This window comes from Pseudomonas sp. GL-R-26 (assembly GCF_019947365.1).
Lineage (GTDB): Bacteria > Pseudomonadota > Gammaproteobacteria > Pseudomonadales > Pseudomonadaceae > Aquipseudomonas.
Genome location: NZ_JAGYGI010000010.1, coordinates 41220 through 65344, shown reverse-complemented (window position 1 = coordinate 65344; position 24125 = coordinate 41220). Strand labels below are relative to the sequence as shown.

Sequence of the window (24125 nt, the reverse complement as noted above, 5' to 3'; positions counted from 1 at the left end):
CGGGTCAGACCCGCCGCTCCTGAAGGTGTTTTTGATGCTGTCTTATTTTCAAAAAAAAATCATCATGTTTTTGCGAGGCGGTTAGCGACGCCCGAGCAGATGACTTTGCGGGATGCCACGGTTGGCGGTTTGCGGGCGTTGCGCGGCGCTCAGGCGCAGGTGCAGGCGCAGCAGGTCGGCGGCAATCTCCATCTGCCCGCGTTCGATCTGCGCGATGATCTGCAGGTGTTCGCGCAGGGCTTCCTGCAGGCGGTGCACACTCACCGATGGCAGCAGGTTCGGCAAGCGGCGCAGGCCTTGATGCTTGAGCAGGGCGTCGCTGATGAAGCGGTTGCCGCAGCTCTGGGCCAGCAGTTCGTGGAAGCTGATGTCCAGTTCGCGAAACTGTTGGATGTCGAAGTCTTCCACGGGGCGGGCGAGCAGGCTTTGCGTGGCGCTGCGCAGCAACGCAAGGCGTTGTGGGTCGGCGTTGAAGCTCGGGCTGAGCAAGGCTTCGGGTTCGAGAGTCAGGCGGAATTTCAGGCTTTCTTCGAGGGCGGCCAGGCTGTTCAGTGACGGACGAAACAGCCAGGACTGGCCGGGGCCGCGCTCGATGGCCTGGTTTTCGCTCAATTGCTGCAGGGCCTTTTGTGCCGCCGGCCGGCCGATGTCGTAGCGGCGCATCAGCTCACTGATGCTGATGCTGTCGCCCAGGCGCCCGGCCATGCGGTCGCGCAGCACCGAGGCGGCCAGTTCTTCTTCCTCGGCCTGGGGCAGCGCGGCGTTGAAGGCCTGGCCCGTCGGCGAGGCCAGCAACCGGTAGCCCTTGCCGGCTTCGTGACTCAGCAGGTTTTCTTCCAGTAGCACTTTCAGCGCGCCGCGAATCAGCGTGCGCGAGACCTGGAAGGTCCGGGCCAGGGCCTGTTCGGCCACCGGGTCGCCGGCCACCAGGCCGCTTTCCTGGGTGTGCTCGAGGATGCGCCGGGCCAGTTCCAGGTGATTGGTGCGCGGTTTTTTTTCGGCTGTCGTGCTCAAGCGTCTTTTCTCGTTGTGATCCGCTGTCGGACTCAGTTGCCCATCTTATGTCATGCGCCGGCGAAGCGTCAGGCTGGAAAAAATGCGTTGACATCTTTTGATACTGGTCCTAATTTCTAAAAAAAAACACCAGCAATCGTTTCTCGTTTTGCCGTACTGCCTTCGAACACAACAATAAACAATCGTCGGGTGAGTATTTATGAGCAAGCTGAATGATCTTCTGTGCGTGGGATTGGCCGTTTCCCTGGCGATCGCTTCACAGGCTGCAAGTGCGAAAGACATGGTGATTTCCATCTGGGACGGCTACATGGCCCCGGATGCGCTGGACAAGTTCAAGGCTGCCAGCGGTGTGGACGTCGACAAGGCGCTGCACGCCACCAACGAAGAAATCATGGGCAAGCTGATGGCGTCCGGTGGTGAAGGTTACGACGTGGTGTTCGTCTCCTCGCCTTTCGCCGAAGTCCTGCACAAACAGGGGCTGCTGGCGGACATCGATCCGGTCAAGGTCCCCAACCTGAAAAACCTCTACCCCGAAGCCACACACCTGGAATATGACCAGGGCAACCGGTTTTCCGTGCCTTACACCTGGGGCACAACCGGCATCTGCTACCGCTCCGACAAGGTGACGCCGGCGCCACAGAGCTGGAACGAGCTGCTCAATCCGAGCGATGCCCTCAAGGGCAAGGTGACGATGCTCGCCACCGACCGCTGGATGCTCGGCGCCGGTTTCCTCGCCAAGGGCTGGTCGGTCAACGACAGCGACCCCGCGCAAATCGCCGCCGTTCGCGATCAACTGATCGCCACCAAAAAACGCATTCTCTCCTTCGACGACACCACCTTCTATTCCAAGCTGGCCTCCGGCGAATCGTTGATGGCCCACGCCTGGGACGGCTGGTGCAACTACGGCACCCAGGCCAACGCGGCGATCAAGTTCGTGGTGCCCAAGGAAGGTTCCGACCTGTGGGTGGACACCATGGTGGTGCTCAAGAGCTCGAAGCACCAGGACGACGCCTTCAAGTTCATCAACTTCATGCTGGCTAAGGAAAACCACGCCTGGGTCGCTGAAAACATCCTCTACAAAGTCCCCAACCAGGCGGCCATGGCCGGGTTGTCCGCTGACTTGCTCAAGCAATACCCCAACCTGACCATCGCCCCCGCCGAACTGCTGAAAATGGAGCAGTTGCGCGACCTGGGCGGCACCACGCAAAAGGCCTACACCCGCGCCGTCACCGAAATCATGGCAGCGCAGAACTAACGCCACGTCGATCCGAGGCATGCCCGGCATGCCTCGCCACGCTCGCAAGCCGCCTCTGTCCTGAGGCGGGAGGATAGGGTTAATGAGTGCTTTGCATGCTGACAGGCGTCTGTCGGCCTGGCTTCTTGCGCCCGGCTTCGGCTGGCTGCTGATGTTCCTGGTGATTCCGTGCCTGCTGGTGCTGGTCTACAGCTTCGTCGAACGCGGTGCCTACGGCGGCATCGACTGGTTGTTCACCTGGGAAAACTATCAGCGCGCGTTCGATCCGCTGTACCTGGGCATCCTGCTCAAGTCGGCGAAGATCGCCGGGTTGGCCACGGTGTTCGCGGTGTTGATCGGCTACCCGGCAGCCTATGCGATTGCCCGGGCGCCACGGCGGCGTCAGGCGGTGTATCTGTTTCTGGTGATGCTGCCGTTCTGGAGCAACTACCTGATCCGCACCTACGCCTGGATCGTCCTGCTCAATCGCGAAGGTCTGATCAACCGCCTGCTGCAATTGTTCGGCTACAGCGGCGAACCCATCAGCCTGCTGTACACCGAATCGTCCGTGGTGTTGGGGCTGGTCTACAACTACATCCCCTTTGTGATCCTGGCGATTTTCTCGTCGCTCTCGCGGATCAACAACGAACTGTGGGACGCCTCGAAAGACCTCGGCGCGTCGGGCTGGATGACCTTTCGCCGGATCATCCTGCCGCTGAGCGTACCGGGTATCGCGGCGGGCGCGGTGTTTGTCTTTGTGCTGAGCATCGGCAACTTCATCACCGCCGACTTGCTGGGCGGCAAGCAGGTGCAGATGGTCGGCAACCTGATCTATTCGCAATTCCTCACGGCGCGGGACTGGCCGTTCGGTGCGGCGCTGAGCTTCTTCCTGATCGCGATCATGTTGATCCTGTTGTTCATCCAGGCACTGGTGGCCCGTCGTGCAGAAGGGGCGCGCTCATGAGTCAGTCTCGTTCTGTCAGCGGCACCGTGCTGGGTTCGCACCTGGGGCTGGTGTACGCCTTCCTTTATATACCGATCCTGGTGTTGATCCTGCTGTCGTTCAACAAGTCCGGCTTGCCCACCGCCTGGGGCGGCGTATCGCTGAAGTGGTACGCGGCATTGGCGCACAACACGGCAATTCTGTCGGCAGCGCTCAACACCCTGATCGTTGCCTTGTCGGCGACCTTCATTGCCTGCGTGCTCGGCACGTTCCTGGCGCTGGGCATCGAGTTGCGCCGCAAGGACAACCACAAAGGCCAGGTGGTCGACACCTTGCTGATGGCGCCGATGATTATTCCTGACATCGTGCTGGCGATTGCGCTGCTCAGCTTCTTCAACCTGCTGAAGGTCGGCCTGGGGCTGCACTCGATCATCATCAGCCACGCGGTGTTCAACATCGCCTTCGTCTGCGCGGTGGTGCGCACGCGGCTCAAGCACTTCGACTATTCGATCCTCGAAGCCTCGATCGATCTGGGGGCGAGCTGGTTCACCACCTTTCGCCGGGTGCTGTTGCCGGTGATTTTCCCCGGTGTGCTGGCGGGCGGTTTGCTCTCGTTCACCCTGTCGGTGGACGAATTCATCATCGCCTTTTTCAACTCCGGCTCCGGCCAGGCCTCGACCACGTTGCCCATGCAGATCTACGCCATGATCCGCTTCGGCGTCACCCCGGAAATCAACGCTCTGGCGACGTTGGTGATGCTGGTCAGCATCACCGCGCTGCTGGCTTCGCAGCGTCTCAACAAGGCTCCTCGCACCCATGAATAATTCATCCGCGGTACTGATCCTGGACAAGGTCAGCAAGTCTTATGGCAACGGTCTGGCGGTCAACGAGGTGTCGCTGAGCATCCGCGAGAACGAGTTTTTCGCGCTGCTCGGGCCGTCGGGCTGCGGCAAGACCACGCTGTTGCGCATGCTCGCCGGCTTCGAGACCCCCAGCGGTGGCTGCATCTACCTGGACGGCAATGACATCTCGCCGCTGCCGGCCAACAAGCGTCCGCTGAACCTGATGTTCCAGTCCTACGCGCTGTTTCCCAACATGACCGTGCGCAAGAACATTGCCTACGGCCTGGAAATGGAACGCCTGCCGGAAAGCGAAATCCGTCGCCGGGTCGATGAGGTGCTGAGCACCGCGCAATTGGGTGAGCTGGCCGAGCGCAAGCCCGATCAGCTTTCCGGTGGCCAGCGCCAGCGGGTGGCATTGGCCCGGGCATTGGTCAAGCGTCCTCGGGTGTTGCTGCTTGACGAACCCTTGGGCGCCCTCGACAAGAAGCTACGGGAAAAGATGCAGCTGGAACTCAAGCGTCTGCAACACGAGAGCGGCATCACGTTCATCATCGTCACCCACGATCAGGAAGAAGCCCTGGTGATGTCCGACCGCATGGCGGTGCTCGATGGCGGCAAGGTGTGCCAGTGCGGCAGCCCGACCGAACTCTACGAAAACCCCAACAGCCGTTTTGTCGCCAACTTCATCGGCGTCAGCAACCTGCTCGAAGGCGTGCGCTCGGGCCAGCACTCGGTGCGGGTCAATGGCCAGGAGCTGAGCGTCGAAACCGACGCGCCGCTGGTGACCGGCCAATCCGTCGCCGTGGTGGTGCGCCCCGAACGCCTGCAAGTGCTGACGGAGCAGGGCGGCGATTGCGCCAATCAGGTCAGCGGCAAGATCGTCGAAGTCGCTTACCACGGCCTCGACACCAACCTGCACGTGCAGACCCTCCTCAGCGATAAGCCGCTGATCGTGCGCGTGCCGTCCTCACAGTTCGAATTCGCCCATTTTGCAATCGACACGACCATCCGGCTGGGCTGGCAGGCCCGGCATGCCCGCGTATTGACGCGCTGAACAATAAAAAGACCAGGCAGGAGCAGCACTCGATGAAACAGAAAGTGATCGCATTCTTCCCCGAAGCCGCCTACGGCCCGGCCCTGAACTCAGTGGGTATCGCCCAGGCGTGTGAAGCCCTGGGGCATAAAGCGGTGTTCCTCACCGACCCGGGCATGAGCGGTGTCTACGCCGGTTATGGTTTTGAAGAGCACATGGTCAACATGTCGGCGCCGATGCCGGCCGAAGAGATGGCCCGCTACTGGGTGGATTTCATCAACGGCCATATTCCGAACTTCCGCAAGTCGCCGCTCGACCAGATCGACAACTACGTCAAGGAATGCTGGGCGGCCATCGTCGAAACCGCCAAGTGGGCGCAAAAGGACCTGCCGGCGGTGCTGGACAAGGTCAAGCCCGACCTGATCTGCGTCGACAACGTGATCCTGTTTCCGGCGATCAAGCAATACGGCAAGCCGTGGGTGCGGATCATTTCCTGCTCGGAAAACGAGATCGAAGACCCGGATATCCCGCCGCACCTGTCGGGCATGAGCATCGACGACAAGGCCGGCCACGCGCAATTCCGCCAGCGTTTCGAGGAAGTGGTCGGGCCGATCCACGACGACTTCAACCAGTTCCTCCAGGCCCATGGCGAGCAGCCGTATCCGCTGGGCACCTTCTTTGAAGCCTCGCCGTTCATGAACCTGTTGTTGTACCCCGATGCGGTCAAGTTCGACCGCCGCCATCCGCTGCCGGCCGAGCGCTTCCATTACCTGCAGGGTTGCGTGCGCGACGATACGCCCTACGAGATTCCGCCGTTCCGCGCCCACAACGACAAGCCATTGCTGTACGCCAGTTTCGGCAGCCTCGGTTCCGGCGATGTCGAGTTGCTCAAGCGCCTGATCGAGGCAGTGGGCAAGCTGCCTTACCGCGCACTGTTCAACGTCGGCGAGCACCTCGACGAATACCCGGACCTGCCGGACAACGTGCAGATCTCCAACTGGTTCCCGCAGCCGTCGGTGATTGCCCAGGTCGACGCGGTGATCCACCACGGCGGCAACAACAGCTTCACCGAGTGCCTGTTCTTCGGCAAACCGGCGATTGTCATGTCCTACGTTTGGGACGGCCACGACAACGCCATGCGCGCCGAAGAAAGCGGTCACGGCTTCAAGCTCGACCGCTATGAGTGGAGCGAAGAGCAGCTCGCGGAAAAACTCCATGCGTGCCTCAACGACGAGGCGATGCGCCAACGCCTGCAGCGCACCAGCGCGCAGATGCAATCCCGCAAGGGGCCGCAAGACGCGGCCGCGATTCTCGACAAGGTGCTCAACGATGCCTGATTCATCCACCACGGCGGGTATCACGCCGTACCTCGAAGCCGTCAGCAGCCGCACCGACCTGGTGGACTGGGGCGTGCAGAGCGACGCCGTCGAAGGCGTTTCGCATTCCAGCGGCCGCTTGCTGTTCAAGGGCCCGAACAACAGCCCGGAAACCGGATTGTGGGTGTGCACCCCCGGTCGCTGGCGGCTGTCGATTCCCCGGGACGAGTTGTGCCATTTCATCGCGGGGCACGCCACTTACCGTAACGACAACGGCGAAGTGATCGAAGTGCGCCCCAACACCCTGGTGCTGTTCCCTGCCGGCTGGACGGGCGAATGCCACGTCCGGGAAACCCTGCGCAACGTTTACATGCTGGCTTGAACCTGACACCGCACTTGAACCTGAACCTGAACCTGAACCTGAACCTGAACCTGAACCTGACACTGGACCTGTGGCGAGGGAGCTTGCTCCCGCTGGGCAGCGAAGCTGCCCCAACAATTGGGCCTGCTGCGCAGTCCAGCGGGAGCAAGTTCCCTCGCCACAGGTTATGCGATGAACCTTTTGAACTGATTTTTCTGGAGAGCAACAGATGAAGACCCCGTTTCTGTACGACCCGCTGAGCATCACCGACGTCAAGGATTGGGGCGTGATCCCGACCATGCTTGAAGGTGAATCCCGTGTCTGCGGCGTGGTGCTGCACAAAGGCCCCGAAGGCCAGTCCGAATGCGGCATCTGGATCTGCACCCCGGGCAAGTGGTTCTGCCATGTGACCAGCGACGAGTTCTGCCACTTTCTCGAAGGTCGCTGCACATACGTCCACGAGTCCGGCGAAGTGATCGAGATCAAGCCGGACACCGCCGCCTTCTTCGGCAAGGACTGGAAGGGTGTGTGCACCGTCCACGAGACCATCAAAAAGGTCTACATGATCCGGTGACTGCCATGACAGATGCACTGGCGTCATTGCCAACCCGTGAGGACCAGCGCGCCGCCTTTCTGGCCCGCGCCGGTTACGCCGGTGGCTTGCTGGTCGCCTTGCCGGCGGATGCCTCGAGCCGGCGTTATTTTCGCCTGGACGGCGCCGGCCTGTTGCTGATGGATTCGCCCCCCGACAGTGAGCCCATCGGCCCGTTCGTGCGCATCGCCCGGCAGTTGCACGGGCTGGGTCTGTCTGCGCCAGCCTTGCTGGAAGTGGACGAAGCGGCGGGGCTGGCGTTGATCGAGGATTTCGGTCACGACACCTACACCCGGCTGCTGCTGGCCGGGCATTCGGAATCGCAGCTGTATCACCTGGCGGTCGATACGCTGGTGGCCTTGCATCGCGCAGCGCCAGCCACGGAACTGGCGCCTTACGACGGTCAGCGACTGGCGGACGAGTACGCGCTGTTTATCGACTGGTATGTGCCGCTGCTGATCGGCAAGGACGCGGCGCAAGACCTGCGCGAGGAGTATCTGGCGTTGTTCGCCGATGCCTGCCGCGATGTCGCAAAACGCCGCGAAGCCCTGGTGCTGCGCGACTTTCATGTCGACAACCTGATGCTGCTGCAAGGCCGTGAAGGCGTGGCGGCCTGCGGCTTGCTGGATTTCCAGGACGCCCTGGTCGGGGCGGCGGCCTATGACCTGATGTCGCTGCTCGAAGACGCCCGGCGCGATGTGCCCGAAGCGCTGCGGGCGGCACTGGTCAGCCATTACCTGTTGCAGCGCCCGGAGCTGGATGCACCGGGTTTTCTCGAAGATTACCGGCGCCTGGCCGCCCAGCGTCACGCCAAGGTGCTGGGGATTTTCGTGCGCCTGGCCGGTCGTGACGGCAAGCACGGTTACCTGGCGCACTTGCCGCGCACCTTGGGTTTGTTCGTCCGCGCCCTGGACGCCGAGGCCTTTGCGCCGCTGCGCCAATGGCTTGACCGGCACGTGCCCGGCTGGCGTGAAGAACTGCCAGCCGAGACCCTGGCGACGTTGCGTGAAACCCCTTATCGATTGGTTCAAGGATCATCCCATGGCCACGTTCAACACTGACACCGCATTGCGTTTCATCAATTCTGAATTCCTGCCGCTGACCGCAGGCCGTGTGCGCGAAGTGCTCGACCCGGCGACCCTGCAACCGTTCGGGCAAGTCGGCGTGTGTGGCGAAGCCGATGTGCAAGCCGCCACGGATGCCGCCACCGCCGCGCAAAAACAATGGCGCGTAGTGGATGCCAAAAGCCGCGCCGCGCGCCTGCATCAACTGGCCAACGCCATCGAACAGAACATCGCTTGCAACCGTGAAGTCGCACGCTTGATGACCCTGGAGATGGGCAAGCCGTTTCCCGAGGCCATGGGCGAGCTGGCCAACTGCGCGCCGATCTTTCGCTACTACGCGGAGATGGCCCGGGACGATGCCGGCAAGGTCGCCGGCACCACGCAAATCGGCTCGTTCCAGCATGTGCGTTACGAGCCGTATGGCGTCAGCGTGCATATCATGCCGTTCAACTTTCCGATCCTGCTGATGTGCTGGACCGTCGCCGCGTCTTTGGCGGCGGGCAATGCCTGCATCATCAAACCGGCGGAAGCCACGACCCTGTGCACCCTCAAGTTTATGGAGCACTTCACCGCGTTGCTGCCTGGGCTGGTGTCTTGTGTGCCGGGTGATGCGCTCACCGCGCAGTTGTTGGTGCAGTCGGCGCAGACCCACGCGGTGGCCTTCACCGGCAGCGTGGCGGCAGGCAAAGCGGTGGCCGTGGCCTGCGCCGAACGGATGAAACCTTGCGTGATCGAGGCCGGTGGCAGCGATCCGCTGATCATCTCCAGGCATGCACCGTTGGAAGTGGCAGCGGCGGGGGCGGTGACGGCGGCGTTTCACCTCAGCGGGCAGATCTGCACCTCGGCGGAACGCTTCTACGTCGTCGATGAAATCCATGACGAGTTTGTCGCGAAATTCGCCGAACGCACCCGCGCCTTGCGCATTGGCCATGGCCTGGAGCGCTCGGAGATCGGGCCGATGGTCAGCGAGGCAGCGCGAAACAAAGTCATGCGACTGGTCGATGACGCCGTAGCCAAAGGCGCGAAAGTGGTGTGTGGCGGGCGGATTCCACCCGAGCAAACCGTCGGCTGGTTCTATGAGCCGACCATCCTCACCGGGGTGACCGGCGACATGGCGATTCTGCAGGAAGAGTGCTTCGGCCCGGTGGCGGCGATCTGCCGGGTCGGCGATTTCGATGAGGCGGTGCGCTTGGCCAACGACTCGCCGTTCGGCCTTGGCGCCTCGCTGTTTTCCACGGATCTGGCCGAAGCCATGGAAGCCGCCGAGCGTCTGGAAGCGGGGATGGTCTGGGTCAACAATCCGCTGATCGACAACGATGCGCTTCCGTTCGGCGGCTGGAAAATGTCGGGTCTTGGGCGCGAGCTCGGGCGTCAGGGGCTGGAAGCGTTCCGCCGATCGAAAATGGTCATCATCGACCACCAGCCGAAAATCCAGGACTGGTGGTATCCCTACGCCGACGACGTGTTCTATCGCGATCCTGCCTGAAGCCGGGATGCACACAGGAGGATCGCGATGAGCGACAACATTGGCTGGCCGACCCTGGCGGTGATTCTCGCGGCCGGGCAGGGCACGCGCATGCGTTCGCCGCTGCCCAAGGTCTTGCACCCGGTGGGCAACCAGCCGCTGCTCGGCCATGTGCTGGCGGCGGTGGCGGCGGCGGGCATCGAGCAACGGGCGGTGGTGGTGGGCGCCAGCGGCGGGCAGGTGACCGAGTACCTGCGACAGGCGGCACCGACGGCGCAGGTGTTTACCCAGCACGAACAACTGGGCACGGCCCATGCAGTGCTTGCGGCCCGAGCGGCCTTGCAGGCGCACGAACAGCAACAGGGCTGTGTGCTGGTGCTGTTTGGCGACTCACCCTTGATCACCCCGCAAACATTGAACCGTTTGCGCAGGGCATTGATAGACGGCGCTGCGGTGGCGGTGGCGGGTTTCCATACCCAGCAGCCCGGGCCTTACGGGCGGCTGCTGGTGGAGCAAGGGCGTTTGCTGGCCATCCGCGAAGCCAGGGATGCCAGCCCGCAGGAGCTGGACATCAACTTCTGCAACGGCGGCGTCATGGGCCTGCGCGCCGACACCTGCCTGTGGTTGCTGGAACGTATCGGCAACCGGAACGCCCAGGGCGAGTACTACCTCACCGACGCGGTGGCGGTGGCCAACGAGGCGGGGCTGACGGTGACGGCCGTGGAGGTGGATGAAATCGACGTGCTCGGGGTCAATGACCGCGAGCAATTGCAGGTCGCCGAACAGCTGTACCAGCAGCGTCGGCACCGCAGGATCAAGGAGTGTCCCATGGGTGACTATCAACGGTTGTACATCGGCGGTGAGTGGGTCACCCCGGTTCAACGCGGTGTTTTCGACACGCTCGATCCGAGTGACGGGTCGGTTCTGGCGCAGGTTGCCTCGGCGACCGCCGAGGACATCGATCTGGCCGTGGCGGCGGCGCGCAGGGCGTTTGACGAGGGAGACTGGCCGCGCTGGTCCGGCGCACGACGGGCGCAAGTGCTGAGGAACATCGCCGAGGGCATCCGCGCTCGCCAGGACGAACTGGCGGCCATCGAAGTGCGCGATAACGGTAAACCGCTACCGGAAGCGTTGTGGGACATCGCCGACACCGCCGGGTGCTTCGACTTCTATGCGGGGCTTGCCGAGCAGTCGGACCAGCACAATGAGCAGTCGATCGAGTTGCCGGATGCGCGCTTCACCTCGTCGGTGATCAAGGAACCGGTGGGTGTGGTCGCGGCGATCATCCCGTGGAATTTCCCGATGCTGATGGCTGCGTGGAAAGTCGCCCCGGCACTCGCGGCGGGTTGCACCCTGGTGCTCAAGCCTTCCGAACTGACACCGCTGACCGCCCTCGAACTGGCCGGCATCGCCGACCAGGCCGGGTTGCCGGCCGGGGTGCTGAATGTGGTCACAGGCTGGGGACGCGAGGCGGGCGCGCCGTTGGCCGAACACTCGCAGGTCGACAAGATCGCCTTCACCGGCAGCGTGCCGACCGGACGCAAGATCATGCAGGCCGCTGCCAGCGAGATCAAAAACATCAGCCTGGAACTGGGTGGCAAATCGCCTTTCGTGATCTTCGCCGACAGTGATATTGAGGCGGCGGTGGAGTGGATTCTGTTCGGGATCTTCTGGAACCAGGGCCAGGTCTGTTCAGCCACTTCGCGGGTGCTGGTGGAACGCGGGTTGTACCCGGCGCTGCTGGAGCGCCTGATTGCCGCTACCGAGCAGATTCAGATTGGCCAGGGCTTCGAGGAAGGGGTGAAGCTCGGGCCGCTGGTCAGTCAGGGGCAACTGGACAAGGTGCTGGCGGCGATTGCAGCCGGTCAGCAAGAGGGGGCGCGGCTGGTTTCGGGTGGTGTGCGGCCGGGTCATCTGGAAAAGGGTTATTACCTGACGCCGGCGATTTTCGCCGATGTCCCCGAGGACAGCACCGTGTGGCGCGAGGAGATTTTCGGCCCGGTGGTGTGCTTGCGCGCCTTCGACACGGAAGCCGAAGCGATCCGCCTGGCCAATGACTCGCCGTTCGGGTTGGCGGCGGCCGTCATGTCCCGGGATATCCCGCGCTGCGAACGGGTCGCTCGCGGCTTTCGCGCGGGCATCGTGTGGGTCAACTGCTCGCAACCGACTTTCGTCGAGGCACCCTGGGGCGGCTACAAGCAGAGCGGCATTGGTCGCGAACTGGGTGAGTGGGGTTACAACAGCTACCTGGAAACCAAGCAGATCACCCGCTACAACGGCGAACCCTGGGGGTGGTATCTGAAGTGACGTGAGCGCCAGAGCGGTCTGCCTGCGGACAGGGGCAGGTCATTTTTCCCGAATTGTACGCCTGTGGAACTGCAAACCATTCTGGCAATCGAAGCCTATATGGGCGAGATGGACGTCGTAATGGTTACGCGTTGGCATTGAGCGCCCTGTATGGCTGCAAAGTCGGGAGGGTTGCATGGAAAGGGACGCGATGTTCAGGTTCCTTGCGGGCTACTTGTTGATGTGTGTCCTGCTGGCATGGGGGGTGATCCAGGCATCTCACTGGATTGCTTCTTGCCTGCTGCTGTACTGGATTATTTAGCGCCGACCCTCGCTGCCTCGCTCCTTCCTGTCGATTCTTCCAGCACCACAATGGTGCGACCCGCTGTCTGGCCTTTTTCCTCCGACCCTCAGTCTGCGAAATCAGTCCGGTTCGCCGAACCGGCAACCGACCCAATCCAATGATTGAGCCAGTTGCCGATGCTGCCCGGTTAGTGGAACGGAAAGATGTAGTTCATCCAGGCGGCCATGCGCAGAAGGATTTTGCGCATCATCGCGATGTGATGGAAATGCTGGCTGTACAACGCCGCCTGGCCGTAGGCGCCGCCCGGCATCTGGCCGGCATACTGGGCATAGTCGGGGTCGGTGATCTCAATGATCACCGGGACCCGGCCGGCCGGTGGAGAGCCGGTGAAGCCGATCAGGGTGCCTGACGGTTGGATCTGGCCTTCGGCGATGACCGAAACGACAGTCTTGACCCTGCCTTCGAACACCTTGCCTGGAATGCCATCGAAAGCGACCTCGGCCTCGTCGCCCTCGGTCAGGCGCAACAGGCTGTTCTGGCGCATCCAAGCGGAGAAGTAATGCCCTTCCGCGGGAATGAAGACCATCGAAGGGCGCAGCGGCAACTTGGTCGCCATCATGCCCGGACGTAGCGAAACATGGGTGACGAAGCCTTTGCTCGGCGCACGGACCGTGGTGTTGTCGAGTTCGTACTGCGCGTTGTCCAGTTGCGCCTTCAGGTCATCACTGCGCGCGACCACCATGTCCAGTTCCCGTTGGGTACTGAAATTACGCTTGATCAGCTCGGTGATCCGGGCGCGATCGGCCTGGGCGGCAATCAGCTGTGCCTTGAGGGATTTGAGCCGGTATTCGAACGGCGCGGGGTCGATGCGAAACAGCACATCGCCTTTTTCCAGGGGCTGGTTGGTTTTTACCGGTACATCGATCACCTGGCCGCTGACCACGGGAATCACCGGGACCGATACGAAATAGGAACGTGCCACCTCGGAGTAGGGGTGGTTGTAGTTCATCGTGAAAATCAGCGCGCCGATGATCACGATCCCGCCCAGCACCGCCGTGGGCACCGTCCATTTGTTCAGGGGGATGCGGAAGATCTTGAAGATGGCTACGCACAGAGCGGCATACGTCAGAATGAGTAAGAGATCCATGGCTCAAATGCCCTCGCCGAGATTGTCCGTTGGCACCCGGTTCTGTGCCGTGCCCGTCGCTGCCTCCAGGCGCTCGATCCGGCCTTGCAGCTCGGCGACCTGTTGTTCGAGGTGAACCACATGACTTTTGGGTGAGTGTCCGTCACTGAAACCCCAGCCCCGGTCCTCTCGATAGGCCATCGCCCAGATCCACAGGAACGGCCAGAGCGCATGCAGGGTGAAGAGGCTGACCCAGCCGGTGGCGTGGATCGCATCCTGGTGAGGGTGGTTGCGGTGGACGGCAATTTCATAGGGGATGTCGTGGAGCAGAATGACCCCGTAGAACAAGATGAGCCCGACAAAGATCAGCAGGCCCAGGGCGAAGTAATCAAGCATGAACCACTCCTCTTGAAGCAGATAACGTGTGCGCATGAGTGTAGTCGTTCAAACTACACTTGACGGGGATGCGGATATCCAGCAGGGACAACCGGTGCCTGGCCGAAGCGTCGACCGATATCGTGCAAGCACACTCCGACGAGGTGAATTCATGCCAGCCAATGGTCAATTCGAGAGGGCGCCTGTACTTGACCCTGTCGAGCGCATTACCGAGGTGATCTTCGGCCTGCTGATGGCCATGACATTCACCGGCACCATCAGCGTGGCCACGGCAGACCAGGCAGCCGAACGCACGATGATGATTGCCGCGCTCGGCTGCAATCTCGCCTGGGGACTGGCCGATGCGGTCATGTACCTGTTGCGCGCACTGGTCGAGCGCACGCGCAGGATCAAGCTGTACCTGGCCTTGCGCAATGGAACGGACGCCGCGGCCGGTCAGGCACTCGTTGCGCAAGTGTTGCCATTGCAGTTCGCGACGGCGGCCGGCAGCGAGGGGCTGGAGTTGTTGCGCCGTCGGCTGCTTGAGCAGCCCCCCTTGCCGATCAGTGCCGGCCTTGGTTGGAACGACTTCAAGGGTGCTCTCGGTGTTTTCCTGTTGGTCGTGTGCTCGACATTTCCGCTGGTGGTGCCGTTCATACTGCTCGATCAGACGGCGCTCGCCATTCGACTGTCCAACCTGATCGGGCTCGTGGTGCTGTTCATCGCAGGCTGGCTGCTCGCCAGATACGCTGGCGCCACGCAATGGCAGGGTGGGGTGATCCTGGCAGCCACGGGAGCCGTATTGATCCTTGCGATCATTGCGCTGGGCGGCTGACAGCCGGGCATAATTCAACACACTAAAGACTCATTCTCATTTACAATTGCCCTTCCATTTACGTTGGGCAGCCCGGTATGGATGTTCTTGCCGCAATCCATCTTTATTTATCCCAGTGGGTGATCGAGCCGGTCACCCGGCAGTTCCTGGGCATTTTCGACTTCAACGGCAGACTCGGTCTAGCCTTTCTCTGCATGTCTTACGGCGTCGCCTACTGCCTGTTCCGCTACCGAAAATCCCGGGGCCTGACCGACGCGCGTTCGTTCGGGCAGTTCATCGGCGGCCGTCGGGTGTACCTGCATCGCTCGGCGTTGCTCGACTACCGCTACTACTTCGTACTCGCCATCCTCAAGGTTGCCCTGGTGCTGCCCATCGTCGGCCTGGTGGATCCGTACGTCTTGCGTTCAGCGGACTACATCGCGTTCTTCACCAACCTGTGGGGCGCGCGTACGCAAGTGGAGGAGCACCTGGGGCTGACCCTGCTTTATGGGCTGGGTGTATTTCTGGTCAAGGACTTCAGCCATTACTGGGGCCATCGCGCTTTCCATTCGCGGTACCTGTGGGCCTTCCACAAGGTCCATCATTCGGCGCCCGTGCTGGTGCCGGCAACGGCCAGCCGCGTGCACTTTCTGGAAGAAGTGGTCGAAAAGCTCACGGACATCATCTGCGTCGGCGCGTTTGCCGGTGTCTTCTGGTACGTCTGTGGCGGGGAGATCAGCCGCTATACCTTGTTTGGCGTGACCTACATCGTGTTCATCTTCAATGCCCTGGCGGCCAACCTGCGTCACAGCCACGTCTGGTTGTCCTTCGGGCCGGTGCTGGAGCGGGTGCTGAGCAGTCCGGCGCAACACCAGATTCATCACAGCGATGCGCGGCGGCACTTCAACAAGAACTTCGGCATCAATCTGTCGCTGTGGGACTGGATGTTCGGCACGCTCTACGTCACCCGGTCCACACCCGAGGTCATCCATTTCGGCACCGGTGAGCAGGATCACGAGCGTTACCTGACGCTGCAAGGGTTGATCGTCACGCCTTTTGTAGACATCGCCCGCAAATTCTTGCCTGTAAAACCCTCGAAAGCACGGCCTGAAAGCGGATCTGATCCGTATTTTTCAGCGCAATCTGCCTCTGTAACGGATACAGCCGCCAGCCCACAATAAGTCTTCGGTACGCCGTTCGGGCAGCGCAGGCTGCCCCTGTACCGCCAATTCATAGTGTGGGAGGCCCCATGGCCAAGATGACGATTTTTCTCGGCGGTTTTCTGCTGTTGACCATCCTGATCGGTGTGCTGGCGACGATTCCGCCGACGTGATTACACCCGCCGCTGTTCGTCGACGGCCAGGCGCAGTTCACGGTACGCCGTGACCAGTTGTTCGAGGCTGAACCCACGATTTCTCCCGCTGGGGTTGGGCAGGACCCAGACCGTGGCATGGCCGAAGGTTTTGGTTTGCAGGCCCCAGGCAATGTCCCGCTGACTGGACAGCGCGGCATACGCCGCCTTGCCCAGAAACGCCACGAAACGCGGCGCATGGCGTGCGATTTTCTGTTCGAAGTCGGCAGCGGCGGCGGTGAACTCGTGCAAGGACAGCTGATCCGCACTGGCCGTCGGCCGTTCCACCACCGCCGTTAACCCGCAGTGGTACTGCAAGATCGTCCGATCGTTTTCCGGTTGCACAAGCTGCGGGGTAAACCCGGCGAGATGCAGCGTGCGCCAGAAACGATTGCCGCGCCCGGCAAAATGGTGCCCCTGGGCGGCGGCCGTCATGCCGGGGTTGATGCCGCAGAAGATCACGGCCAATTGCCCGGCGAGGATATCTTCGAGCTTTTCACTCACCGCAGATCACTCTGATCGCATTGCGTGCCAGTTCCGTCAGCTCGGTTCGGGATTTACCGGCCCGGGCACGTATCGAAATGCTGTGCAGCAGAGACGAGGCGAGCACGGCCAGGGCAGCCGGGTCTGCATTGTCTTTCAACTCGCCAGCCTCTTTCGCCGCTTGCAATCGGATTTCCAGATCGGCATCCAGCCGACTCAACCGGTCGCTCAGCACCTCGCGAATTTCCGGGTCCTCGACCGCCTCGGTGGTGGCCGTGCCGATGGCGAAGCAACCGCGGGGCTGGCCGTCGCCCGAGAAGTAAATCGATAACTGCCCCTCGTAGAAACGCTGCAAGGCCTCGGTCAACGGCAGGTCAAGGTCCGTCAGCGCCTCGCCCATGGACGTCGCAGCAAACTCCCAATATTGCTCCAGCGCTTTGATGTAGAGCGCGTGCTTGTCACCGAATGCCGCATAGAGGCTGGGGCGATTCATGCCGGCGGCGGTGGCGATGCTGTCCAGGGACGAGCCGGAATAGCCGGTGTTCCAGAACACACCGAGTGCCTGCTGCAACGCTGTCTGCGGGTCGTAGGCCCGAGGGCGGCCACGGCCTTTGCCCTCTGTCGATTTATTTTGTGCCATGTCGTACAAAATCCTTGTGGGAGGGTGGGTCGAGGGATATTCTTACACTATCGCACAAAATTAAGGAATCAGAAATTCCTTGTTCCAGGGTTTGTTGTAGCCGAGCGCGAACTGAGTGTTGCGGCGACGAAACCGACGCGCCGGGAGCGATCCTCCCGGCCGCGCACGGGCTTGCTTCCTTACAGCATTTATTGACCTGCGGGCCGCTGGCGATGCTTGCCGACGTCGGCCCGATTACCCGGCTAAAGGTGAACTCGATCATGACCAAACCGTTCGATATCCCGGCTTCACAGACCTTCGAGCACCCTGGCCCAAACCCGGCTGACTCGCGTATCAACAAACCATTGAAACAGAGGTTGCGTCCCTGGCTGATGGTGGGTGTTCCCATCCTCTTCGCGGCACTGGGCTATGCCCACCATGTGTCGGGGCAGGCTTATGTTTCGACCGATAACGCTTACGCCCGGGTGGCGAAGGCATCGATCAATGCGCGGATCTCCGGGCAAGTGGCAGAGATCGCCGTCGAGGACAATCAGCAGGTCCGCAAGGGCCAGGTGCTGTTCCGGATCGACCCGAAACCCTTCCAGATCGCCGTCGACCGCGCGCAGGCACAACTGAGCGTGGCGCGGCTGCGTATCGACGGGCTCAAGGCCAGCTATCGCCAGCAACAGGCGGAACTGCAATCGGCAAAAGAGTCGGCTGACTTCGACCAAAAGGATTTTGCCCGCAAGAAGGCCCTGATCGCCTCGGCGTTCGTGTCGAAGTCCATCTACGAACGCGCCGATACCGATGTGAAAGTGGCGCGGCAGCGGATCGCCTCCATCGAGCAACAGATCGCCAGCACCGTAGTTGCGTTGAACGGTAATCCGGACATCGATGCCGACAGTCACCCGACGGTGCGCGAGGCCAGGGCGCAGCTCGACGAGGCGCAGTTGTACCTCTCGTACACCACGGTGTATGCGCCGCAAGATGGCATCGTGGCCAAGGTCGACGATCTGCAGGTGGGCAACCATGTGAACAGCGGCGCGCCGGCCTTTGCCTTGTTGTCCGGTCACGAGATCTGGGTCGAGGCCAACTTCCGCGAGACCGATGTGACCCACATGCGCCCGGGCCAGGAAGCCACCATTCGCATCGATACCTACCCGGATCGCGTGTTCAAGGCCCACGTCACCAGCATGAGCCCGGGGGCCGGGTCGGATTTCGCGCTGTTGCCACCGGAGAATGCCACCGGTAACTGGGTCAAGGTGACGCAACGGGTGCCGGTACGGCTTGAGCTCGACGAAGTGGACCCGACGCTGCCGCTGTTCTCCGGGACCAGCGCCACGGTACGGATCGACACCCGTTTTCAAAGCCCCTGGTGGCACCCGCTCAAGGCGTTGCTGAGCGCAGGTAACTCCTGATGAATAGCCAAACGATGGTAAGCCCCGGTGAGGAGGGCGCGCGTTCGCTCAGGTTCGCCGCCTTGCTGGCGACCTACATGCAGTCGGCGAACCTGCCGTTGCCGAACGCGGCGCTCAGGTTGATTCAGGGCAGCCTGTCGATGAGCGACGACCAGGCGGGCTGGATTTTCACCTCGTACCTGGCCGCGAGTGCGATCAGCATGCCGCTCGCGAATTGGCTGGCCGGGCGCTTTGGCTTGAAGTGGGTGTATCAGGCGGCGCTGGCGTTGTTTGTCCTTGGCTTGCTGCTCGCCACGGCGGCGACGACGCCGCTGGAATTCGTCGGCGCGCGCATTGTTCAAGGCATCGCCAGTGGCGTGCTGGCACCGTTGTCGATGGCGATTGCCATGGAAACCTTGCCGCTGGACAAGCGTGCGAAGTTCGGCGCGAGCTGGACCGCCATCGTGCTGTTCGGCATCGTCAGCGGCCCGAGTATCGGTGGCTGGATCGCCGAGCATTTTGGCTGGCGGCCGATGTTTTACCTCAGCGTGCCACTGTCGGCGTTTATCTTCCTGGTGGCGGCGCTGTTGCTGACCGAGAAGAAGGCCGAGAAACCGCCGGCGTTCGATTTCTTCGGTTTCGGCACCTTCACCCTCGGCATGATCAGCCTGCAAATGCTGCTCGACCGAGGGGAGCGCCTGGACTGGTTCGCCTCGCCCGAGATCTGCCTGGAAACCGTGGCGTCTGCGCTGGGGATCTACCTGTTCGTGGTGCATGTGCTGACCTCGAAGGTGCATTTCCTCAACAAACGCCTGTTCAAGGACCGCAACTTCGTGTTGTCGACGGTGATCTTTTTCGCCCTCGGTTTCGTGCTGTTGTCGACCATGGCCCTGACGTCGCCGATGCTGGACGAGATTCTCGGCTACCCGCCTGACACCACCGGCGCCTTGACGATTCCCCGTGGCATGGGCCTGGTTGGCGCTTTTCTGTTGATGGGGCGGCTGCCCGAGCGTTTCGACCGTCGTCCCTTCGTGGCGGCAGGCGTGGCGGTGGTAGTTTATGCCAACTGGCTGATGCTCGGCTATTCGCCGCTGATGGACGAGTGGCCCGTGGCCGTCGCCGGTGCGATCCAGGGCGCGGGCCTGGGCATCCTGATGCCGGCGGTGACCAAGGTCGCGTTCAGTACGCTCGACCCCACGCTGCGCCCCGAAGGCACTGGCCTGTTCAACCTGGCCCGGGTCTACGGCAGCACGCTGGGCGTGGCGATCGTGCAGTTGTTCTTCTTCAACAACACCCAGGCCATGCACATGGCGCTGGCCAGCAACCTGACGCCATACCGCGCGGCTGCGCATTCGCTGACCTCGGCGCCGTTGCAGGTGCTCGACGGGCTCAACGAAATGATCACCGGCCAGGCCGCGTTCATCGCCGTGGTCGACCAGTTCAAGATCCTGATGGTGGTGATGCTGGTGGTGAGCCCGCTGGTGTTGTTTCTTCGCAAGCCCGTTGCGGCCAATTAGTTTTCGTGGAGTTTGCCTAATGAATGCTTATGCGCTGGTCCTCAACCGCTGTCTGCTGCAAACGAAGTTCGCGGGGTTGTCGCTGCTTGCCTTCCTGACTGCCTGCACCGTTGGCCCCGACTATCAAGCACCGGCGGCGAGTGCGTCGCAGCACTATGACCCACAGGCCGAGCAGCGTCTGGCCCAGGGTGGCAACCCCCGCATCGACCTCGGCAACAAGGTCAATGGCGATTGGTGGTCGGCCTTTGGTTCGCCGAAACTCGACCGCGTGGTGCGGCGTGCCATCGACGGCAACCTGGATCTGGTGGCCGCTGATGCGACGATCCGGCAAGCCGCTTCTTCTGTTGCGGCGGCGCAGGGTGTCCTGTATCCGCAGGTCGATTTCGCTGCGGTGGCCGGTCGTCAACGGCTGCACAACGCCAGGGAACCCGCCATCGCCAATTTCTACGCGATAGGACCGCGGGTGGGGTTCGACCTTGATGTGTTCGGCGGCAACAAGCGGCTGGTTGAACAACAGCAGGCGTTTACCGACCTGCAAAGGCACCGCTACGAAGCGGCGTACCTGACCCTGACCGGCAACGTCGCCAGCCAGGCCTTGCTGGTGGCCTCCGCCAACGCGCAGATACAGGCCGTGGAAAAGCTGCTGGCCGATGACGCGAAAAACCTTGAACTGGTGCGCATGGCCCATCTCAACGGCTCCACCACGCAGATCGATGTATCACTGGCCGAGACCCGTCTCGCCCAGGACCGCACCTTGTTGCCACCCCTCGCTCAACAGCGCGATGCGGCACGCCACGCACTGTCGATCCTGACGGGGAAGGGGCCGGCGGACTGGGTCGCTCCCGACTTCGACTTGAGCGAGTTTGCACTGCCGTCGAACATGCCGGTGACCCTGCCTTCGGAGATGGCCCACGACCGGCCGGATGTGCTGCAAGCCGAGGCGCAACTGCACATGGCCAGCGCGGCGGTGGGCGTGGCGACGGCGAACCTCTATCCCCACGTCACGCTGTCGGCGTCCCTGGCGCAGGCGGCTTCCGGCAATGGCGGCGCGGCACTCTGGGGTTTCGCTGCGGGGTTGGCCGGGCCGATCTTCGATGGGGGCACGCTCAAGGCTGAACAACAGGCTGCCGTCGACGGTTACAAGGCGACGCTCGCCGGTTATCAGCAAACGGTCATCACCTCGTTCGGGCAGGTCGCCGACACCTTGCAGGCGATCAACCATGACGCCGAGGAACACCAGGCCCAAACCGATGCCTTGCGCGCGGCCGAATCCAGTTTGCAGTTGAACCAGCAAGCCTTTGCGCAAGGCGAGAACAGCATCCTCCAGGTCCTGGAAGCGGAGCGTGCCTACGAGCAGGCGCTGCTGGGACAGATCCGCGTGAATACCGCGCAGTACCTCGACACCGTGCAGCTGTTCATTGCGTTGGGCGGCAACGCCGTCGGTGCCTTCGAGCAACGCGTGGCGTCTGGCGACGGGCAGAAACCTTCGTATCAATAACGGCTGCGGCCTGGAGTAATGACATGACTTATGAAGCCTTTCACGACGGACTGCGCGATACCGGATTCCTGCTCAACCATGGGGCGGTCGAGATGCCGGCGGTTGGGTTCGGTACCTTGTTCCGCGATCTCGCCACCACGACCCAAGCAGTGAAGGAAGCGCTGGCCGCCGGTTTCCGCCATTTCGATTGTGCCGAGCGTTATCGCAACGAAGAACAGGTGGGTGTTGCGCTGATGGACGTGCTGGCAGCCGGCAAAGTCCGCCGCGAGGAGCTGTTCATCACCACCAAACTGTGGAACACCAACCACCGCCCCGAGCGCGTCGAGCCTGCATTCGAAGCCAGTTGCCAACGCCTGCAAGTGGACTACATCGACTGCTACCTGATCCACACGCCGTTTGCCTTTCAATCCGGCGACAACCAGGACCCGCGGGACGAGCAGGGTAATGTCATCTACGACGACGGCGTGACGCTGATCGAGACGTGGCGGGCGCTTGAGCGGCTGGTGGATGAGGGACGGGCGAGGTCCATCGGTGTGTCCGATATCACACTGCAGGCGCTGAAGGCGCTGGTCGCCGTCGCCCGGATAAAACCCGCTGTGGTGCAGGTCGAGGCCCACCCTTATTTGCCGGAGTGGGAGTTGCTTGAGTTCTGCAAGGAGCACGGGATCATCGTGCTGGCGTTTGCGCCACTGGGGCATGGCATGGAACCGAACGTGCTGGCAGACCCGGTGCTTGCCGGCATCGCCCGGCGCGTGCAGAAAACCCCGGCCCAGGTGGCACTGGCCTGGTCGGTACAACGCGGGGTGGCGTTCCTGACCACCTCGGCTACGCCCAGCCATATCCGGGAAAACATCGATATCTCGACCTTGCCGCACAGGGCCATGGTGGAGATTCAACAAGACATCACAACCCGTATACGCTTCAACTCGGTGGTTGAAACCGGCGTCCCCGGATTCATCCCGCGCAAGCAGTAGTTGCCGACGCCAGGGCGGTCCGTCACGGGGCCGTCCTGCTTGCCTATCCCTTGAGGTGAAACGATGGATGTTTTCCAGACCCTGCGCTGTTTCGCGGCGGTGGCCCAAAGCGGCAGCTTCACCGCGGCGGCCGCGATGTTGGACACCACCACGACCAACGTTTCAAAAGCCGTTTCCAGCCTGGAGGCCCGGCTGCAAACGCGGCTCATCAACCGCACCACCCGGCGCCTGGCACTGACCGAAGCCGGTGTGCGCTATTTGCAGCGCTGCGAGCGGATCCTGCAGGACATGCGCGAGGCCGACGAAGAGGCGGGCACCGCTCAGGTCATGCCCGCAGGCCGGCTGAAAATCCACGCGATGTCGGCCATCGGCAACCATTACGTGATCGGCGCCATCGCCCGCTACAGAGAAACCTATCCATCGGTTCTGTTTGACCTGACCGTGACCAATCGGCTGCCGGATTTGCTCGAGGAAGGCTATGACATGTCGATTGTGCTGGCGCGGGACCTGCCCGATTCCGGATTCGTCGCCCAGCGGCTGGGTATCACCTACAGCATTCTCTGCGCCTCGCCAGCCTACCTGAGCAAACGCGGGACTCCCGAGTCGCCGAGTGAGCTTGGCGGCCATGATTGCCTGCGAATCGTCAACACGGTCATGCCGGCCGAGAACTGGGTATTCGAAGGTCCCCAAGGGATAGAAACGTTCAGCACGCCGGCGTCGCCCTTCCACGTCAACACGGCCGACGCCATGACATTCGCGATCAAGAACGGGATGGGGATTGGCATTCAACCGATTGCTTCGGCCGTCGAGGGCCTGAGGGCGGGGACCTTGGTGCGGGTGTTGCCGGGGTATCGGCTGGAGGAGCTGAACCTGTTTGCGATCTACCCGTCACGCAAGTTCGTGGATGCAAAAATAAAAACCTGGGTGGAATTTCTGAAGCATTCCATTCCGGGGTTGCTCGTCGCTGATGAAAAAATTGTCGGTACAACTGTGTAGCGATGTGGCTGGCGCTGTACGCATGGAGTGTCGACCCTCCATCGTCCATACAGTGTTCAACCGTTCGAGCACCCGCTGCCCATGACTTGATACTCGATGGTGCGGCGTTGACCCTGGGAGTCTTCGTAGGTCATGTGCGCCGGGACGGGGCCGCATTCGTTGGCGATTTCTGATACATCGATGACGCGTTTGATATCCAGCCTGGTGCCGTATGTGTAGGTTTCAACCTGTGGTTGGCTGGTGGCGGCAGTCGAGTGACTGTCGTCTGCAAAGGCCTGGGTGCCGGTGGTGCCAAGCGCAAGCAAGAGTGCGATTTTCAGCAGTTTCATGATCTTCACCTCGTGGTCAGAGCGTTATCCCTTGAACGATTTCTCCCGCGTGAGTGGATAGCGCCTGTTTGGCTTTACTCACTTGGGTAGAACCGATGGTAGGCGTTTGGCAGGGGCGAAAATATCGGTCGGCGGGATAAACACTGTTGCCGGATTGCTCATGAATCGAGGGGGAGGGGGCTTTTGTGGGGA

At 62.0% G+C, this 24125-nt stretch carries 23 protein-coding genes and 1 pseudogene; 18 read left to right on the top strand and 6 right to left on the bottom strand.

Going from position 1 to position 24125, the window contains the following annotated elements; all coding sequences use genetic code 11:
* Nucleotides 1-81: 81 nt before the first annotated feature.
* Nucleotides 82-1014 (bottom strand): GntR family transcriptional regulator, encoded by a 933-nt coding sequence (locus tag KGA96_RS12520; RefSeq protein ID WP_223464616.1) that lies wholly within the window; start codon nt 1012-1014, stop codon nt 82-84.
* A gap of 199 nt (nt 1015-1213) precedes the next feature.
* Here KGA96_RS12520 and KGA96_RS12515 point away from each other — a divergent pair, with 199 nt between their 5' ends.
* The 11 genes and pseudogenes from KGA96_RS12515 (at nt 1214) to KGA96_RS12465 (ending at nt 12171) form a co-directional block, all read left to right on the top strand.
* The gene (locus KGA96_RS12515) at nt 1214-2269 is read left to right on the top strand and encodes a spermidine/putrescine ABC transporter substrate-binding protein (RefSeq protein WP_046042465.1); all 1056 of its coding nucleotides are present in this window, start codon (nt 1214-1216) and stop codon (nt 2267-2269) included.
* 82 nt (nt 2270-2351) lie between these two features.
* Entirely contained in the window at nt 2352-3212 is an 861-nt protein-coding gene (locus KGA96_RS12510) for an ABC transporter permease (RefSeq protein ID WP_046042463.1), read from the top strand.
* Complete coding sequence (locus KGA96_RS12505) at nt 3209-4015, top strand: ABC transporter permease (protein WP_046042462.1); 807 nt, start codon at nt 3209-3211, stop codon at nt 4013-4015. The genes KGA96_RS12510 and KGA96_RS12505 overlap by 4 nt, the downstream gene beginning before the upstream one ends.
* Complete coding sequence (locus tag KGA96_RS12500) at nt 4008-5087, top strand: ABC transporter ATP-binding protein (RefSeq protein ID WP_046042460.1); 1080 nt, start codon at nt 4008-4010, stop codon at nt 5085-5087. Before KGA96_RS12505 ends, KGA96_RS12500 begins: the two co-directional genes overlap by 8 nt.
* Nucleotides 5088-5119: 32 nt before the next feature.
* Nucleotides 5120-6403 (top strand): nucleotide disphospho-sugar-binding domain-containing protein, encoded by a 1284-nt coding sequence (locus tag KGA96_RS12495; protein WP_046042459.1) that lies wholly within the window; start codon nt 5120-5122, stop codon nt 6401-6403.
* Nucleotides 6396-6764: a cupin domain-containing protein gene (locus tag KGA96_RS12490; RefSeq protein ID WP_008049636.1), complete on the top strand. Its 369-nt coding sequence runs from the start codon at nt 6396-6398 to the stop codon at nt 6762-6764. The genes KGA96_RS12495 and KGA96_RS12490 overlap by 8 nt, the downstream gene beginning before the upstream one ends.
* Before the next feature lie 208 nt (nt 6765-6972).
* On the top strand, nt 6973-7317 hold the full coding sequence (locus tag KGA96_RS12485) for a cupin domain-containing protein (RefSeq protein ID WP_046042458.1): 345 nt from the start codon (nt 6973-6975) through the stop codon (nt 7315-7317).
* A 5-nt stretch (nt 7318-7322) separates the two neighbouring features.
* Nucleotides 7323-8396 carry an aminoglycoside phosphotransferase family protein gene (locus tag KGA96_RS12480; protein WP_223512997.1) on the top strand — a complete coding sequence of 358 codons (1074 nt, stop codon included), beginning with the start codon at nt 7323-7325 and terminating at the stop codon, nt 8394-8396.
* Nucleotides 8377-9885, top strand: a complete 1509-nt coding sequence (locus KGA96_RS12475; RefSeq protein WP_223512995.1) for an aldehyde dehydrogenase family protein — start codon at nt 8377-8379, stop codon at nt 9883-9885. Before KGA96_RS12480 ends, KGA96_RS12475 begins: the two co-directional genes overlap by 20 nt.
* Nucleotides 9886-9912: 27 nt before the next feature.
* Nucleotides 9913-10365, top strand: a pseudogene (locus KGA96_RS12470) (NTP transferase domain-containing protein); the annotation flags it as partial.
* A 327-nt stretch (nt 10366-10692) separates the two neighbouring features.
* Nucleotides 10693-12171 carry an aldehyde dehydrogenase family protein gene (locus KGA96_RS12465; RefSeq protein WP_223513108.1) on the top strand — a complete coding sequence of 493 codons (1479 nt, stop codon included), beginning with the start codon at nt 10693-10695 and terminating at the stop codon, nt 12169-12171.
* Nucleotides 12172-12641: 470 nt separating this feature from the next.
* Here the strand turns inward: KGA96_RS12465 and KGA96_RS12460 are convergent, their stop codons facing one another.
* Both KGA96_RS12460 and KGA96_RS12455 read right to left on the bottom strand, forming a co-directional pair.
* A complete protein-coding gene (locus tag KGA96_RS12460; protein WP_046042455.1) occupies nt 12642-13601 on the bottom strand; it encodes an HlyD family secretion protein in 960 nt (319 codons plus the stop codon).
* A 3-nt stretch (nt 13602-13604) separates the two neighbouring features.
* On the bottom strand, nt 13605-13976 hold the full coding sequence (locus tag KGA96_RS12455; RefSeq protein WP_046042454.1) for a DUF3302 domain-containing protein: 372 nt from the start codon (nt 13974-13976) through the stop codon (nt 13605-13607).
* A 151-nt stretch (nt 13977-14127) separates the two neighbouring features.
* Between KGA96_RS12455 and KGA96_RS12450 the strand changes: the two genes are divergently transcribed.
* The gene (locus KGA96_RS12450; RefSeq protein ID WP_046042453.1) at nt 14128-14790 is read left to right on the top strand and encodes a hypothetical protein; all 663 of its coding nucleotides are present in this window, start codon (nt 14128-14130) and stop codon (nt 14788-14790) included.
* Nucleotides 14791-14867: 77 nt separating this feature from the next.
* On the top strand, nt 14868-15950 hold the full coding sequence (locus KGA96_RS12445) for a sterol desaturase family protein (RefSeq protein ID WP_223512992.1): 1083 nt from the start codon (nt 14868-14870) through the stop codon (nt 15948-15950).
* Nucleotides 15951-16102: 152 nt separating this feature from the next.
* Here KGA96_RS12445 and mug read toward each other — a convergent pair whose 3' ends face one another.
* A complete protein-coding gene (mug, locus tag KGA96_RS12440; RefSeq protein WP_223512991.1) occupies nt 16103-16624 on the bottom strand; it encodes a G/U mismatch-specific DNA glycosylase in 522 nt (173 codons plus the stop codon).
* Complete coding sequence (locus KGA96_RS12435; RefSeq protein ID WP_223512990.1) at nt 16617-17243, bottom strand: TetR/AcrR family transcriptional regulator; 627 nt, start codon at nt 17241-17243, stop codon at nt 16617-16619. The genes mug and KGA96_RS12435 overlap by 8 nt, the downstream gene beginning before the upstream one ends.
* A 260-nt stretch (nt 17244-17503) precedes the next feature.
* On the opposite strand from KGA96_RS12435, the gene KGA96_RS12430 reads away from it, so the two are divergent.
* From KGA96_RS12430 to KGA96_RS12410, 5 genes are all read left to right on the top strand, one after another.
* Nucleotides 17504-18640 carry an HlyD family secretion protein gene (locus KGA96_RS12430; RefSeq protein ID WP_046042449.1) on the top strand — a complete coding sequence of 379 codons (1137 nt, stop codon included), beginning with the start codon at nt 17504-17506 and terminating at the stop codon, nt 18638-18640.
* The gene (locus KGA96_RS12425) at nt 18640-20136 is read left to right on the top strand and encodes a DHA2 family efflux MFS transporter permease subunit (RefSeq protein ID WP_223512989.1); all 1497 of its coding nucleotides are present in this window, start codon (nt 18640-18642) and stop codon (nt 20134-20136) included. Before KGA96_RS12430 ends, KGA96_RS12425 begins: the two co-directional genes overlap by 1 nt.
* Before the next feature lie 19 nt (nt 20137-20155).
* Nucleotides 20156-21634 (top strand): efflux transporter outer membrane subunit, encoded by a 1479-nt coding sequence (locus KGA96_RS12420; RefSeq protein ID WP_046042447.1) that lies wholly within the window; start codon nt 20156-20158, stop codon nt 21632-21634.
* 23 nt (nt 21635-21657) lie between these two features.
* Nucleotides 21658-22608: an aldo/keto reductase gene (locus KGA96_RS12415; protein WP_223512988.1), complete on the top strand. Its 951-nt coding sequence runs from the start codon at nt 21658-21660 to the stop codon at nt 22606-22608.
* A 63-nt stretch (nt 22609-22671) separates the two neighbouring features.
* Nucleotides 22672-23604 (top strand): LysR family transcriptional regulator, encoded by a 933-nt coding sequence (locus KGA96_RS12410; RefSeq protein ID WP_223512987.1) that lies wholly within the window; start codon nt 22672-22674, stop codon nt 23602-23604.
* Between the two features lie 56 nt (nt 23605-23660).
* Here KGA96_RS12410 and KGA96_RS12405 read toward each other — a convergent pair whose 3' ends face one another.
* Nucleotides 23661-23933, bottom strand: a complete 273-nt coding sequence (locus KGA96_RS12405) for a DUF2790 domain-containing protein (protein ID WP_080925361.1) — start codon at nt 23931-23933, stop codon at nt 23661-23663.
* Nucleotides 23934-24125 lie beyond the last annotated feature (192 nt).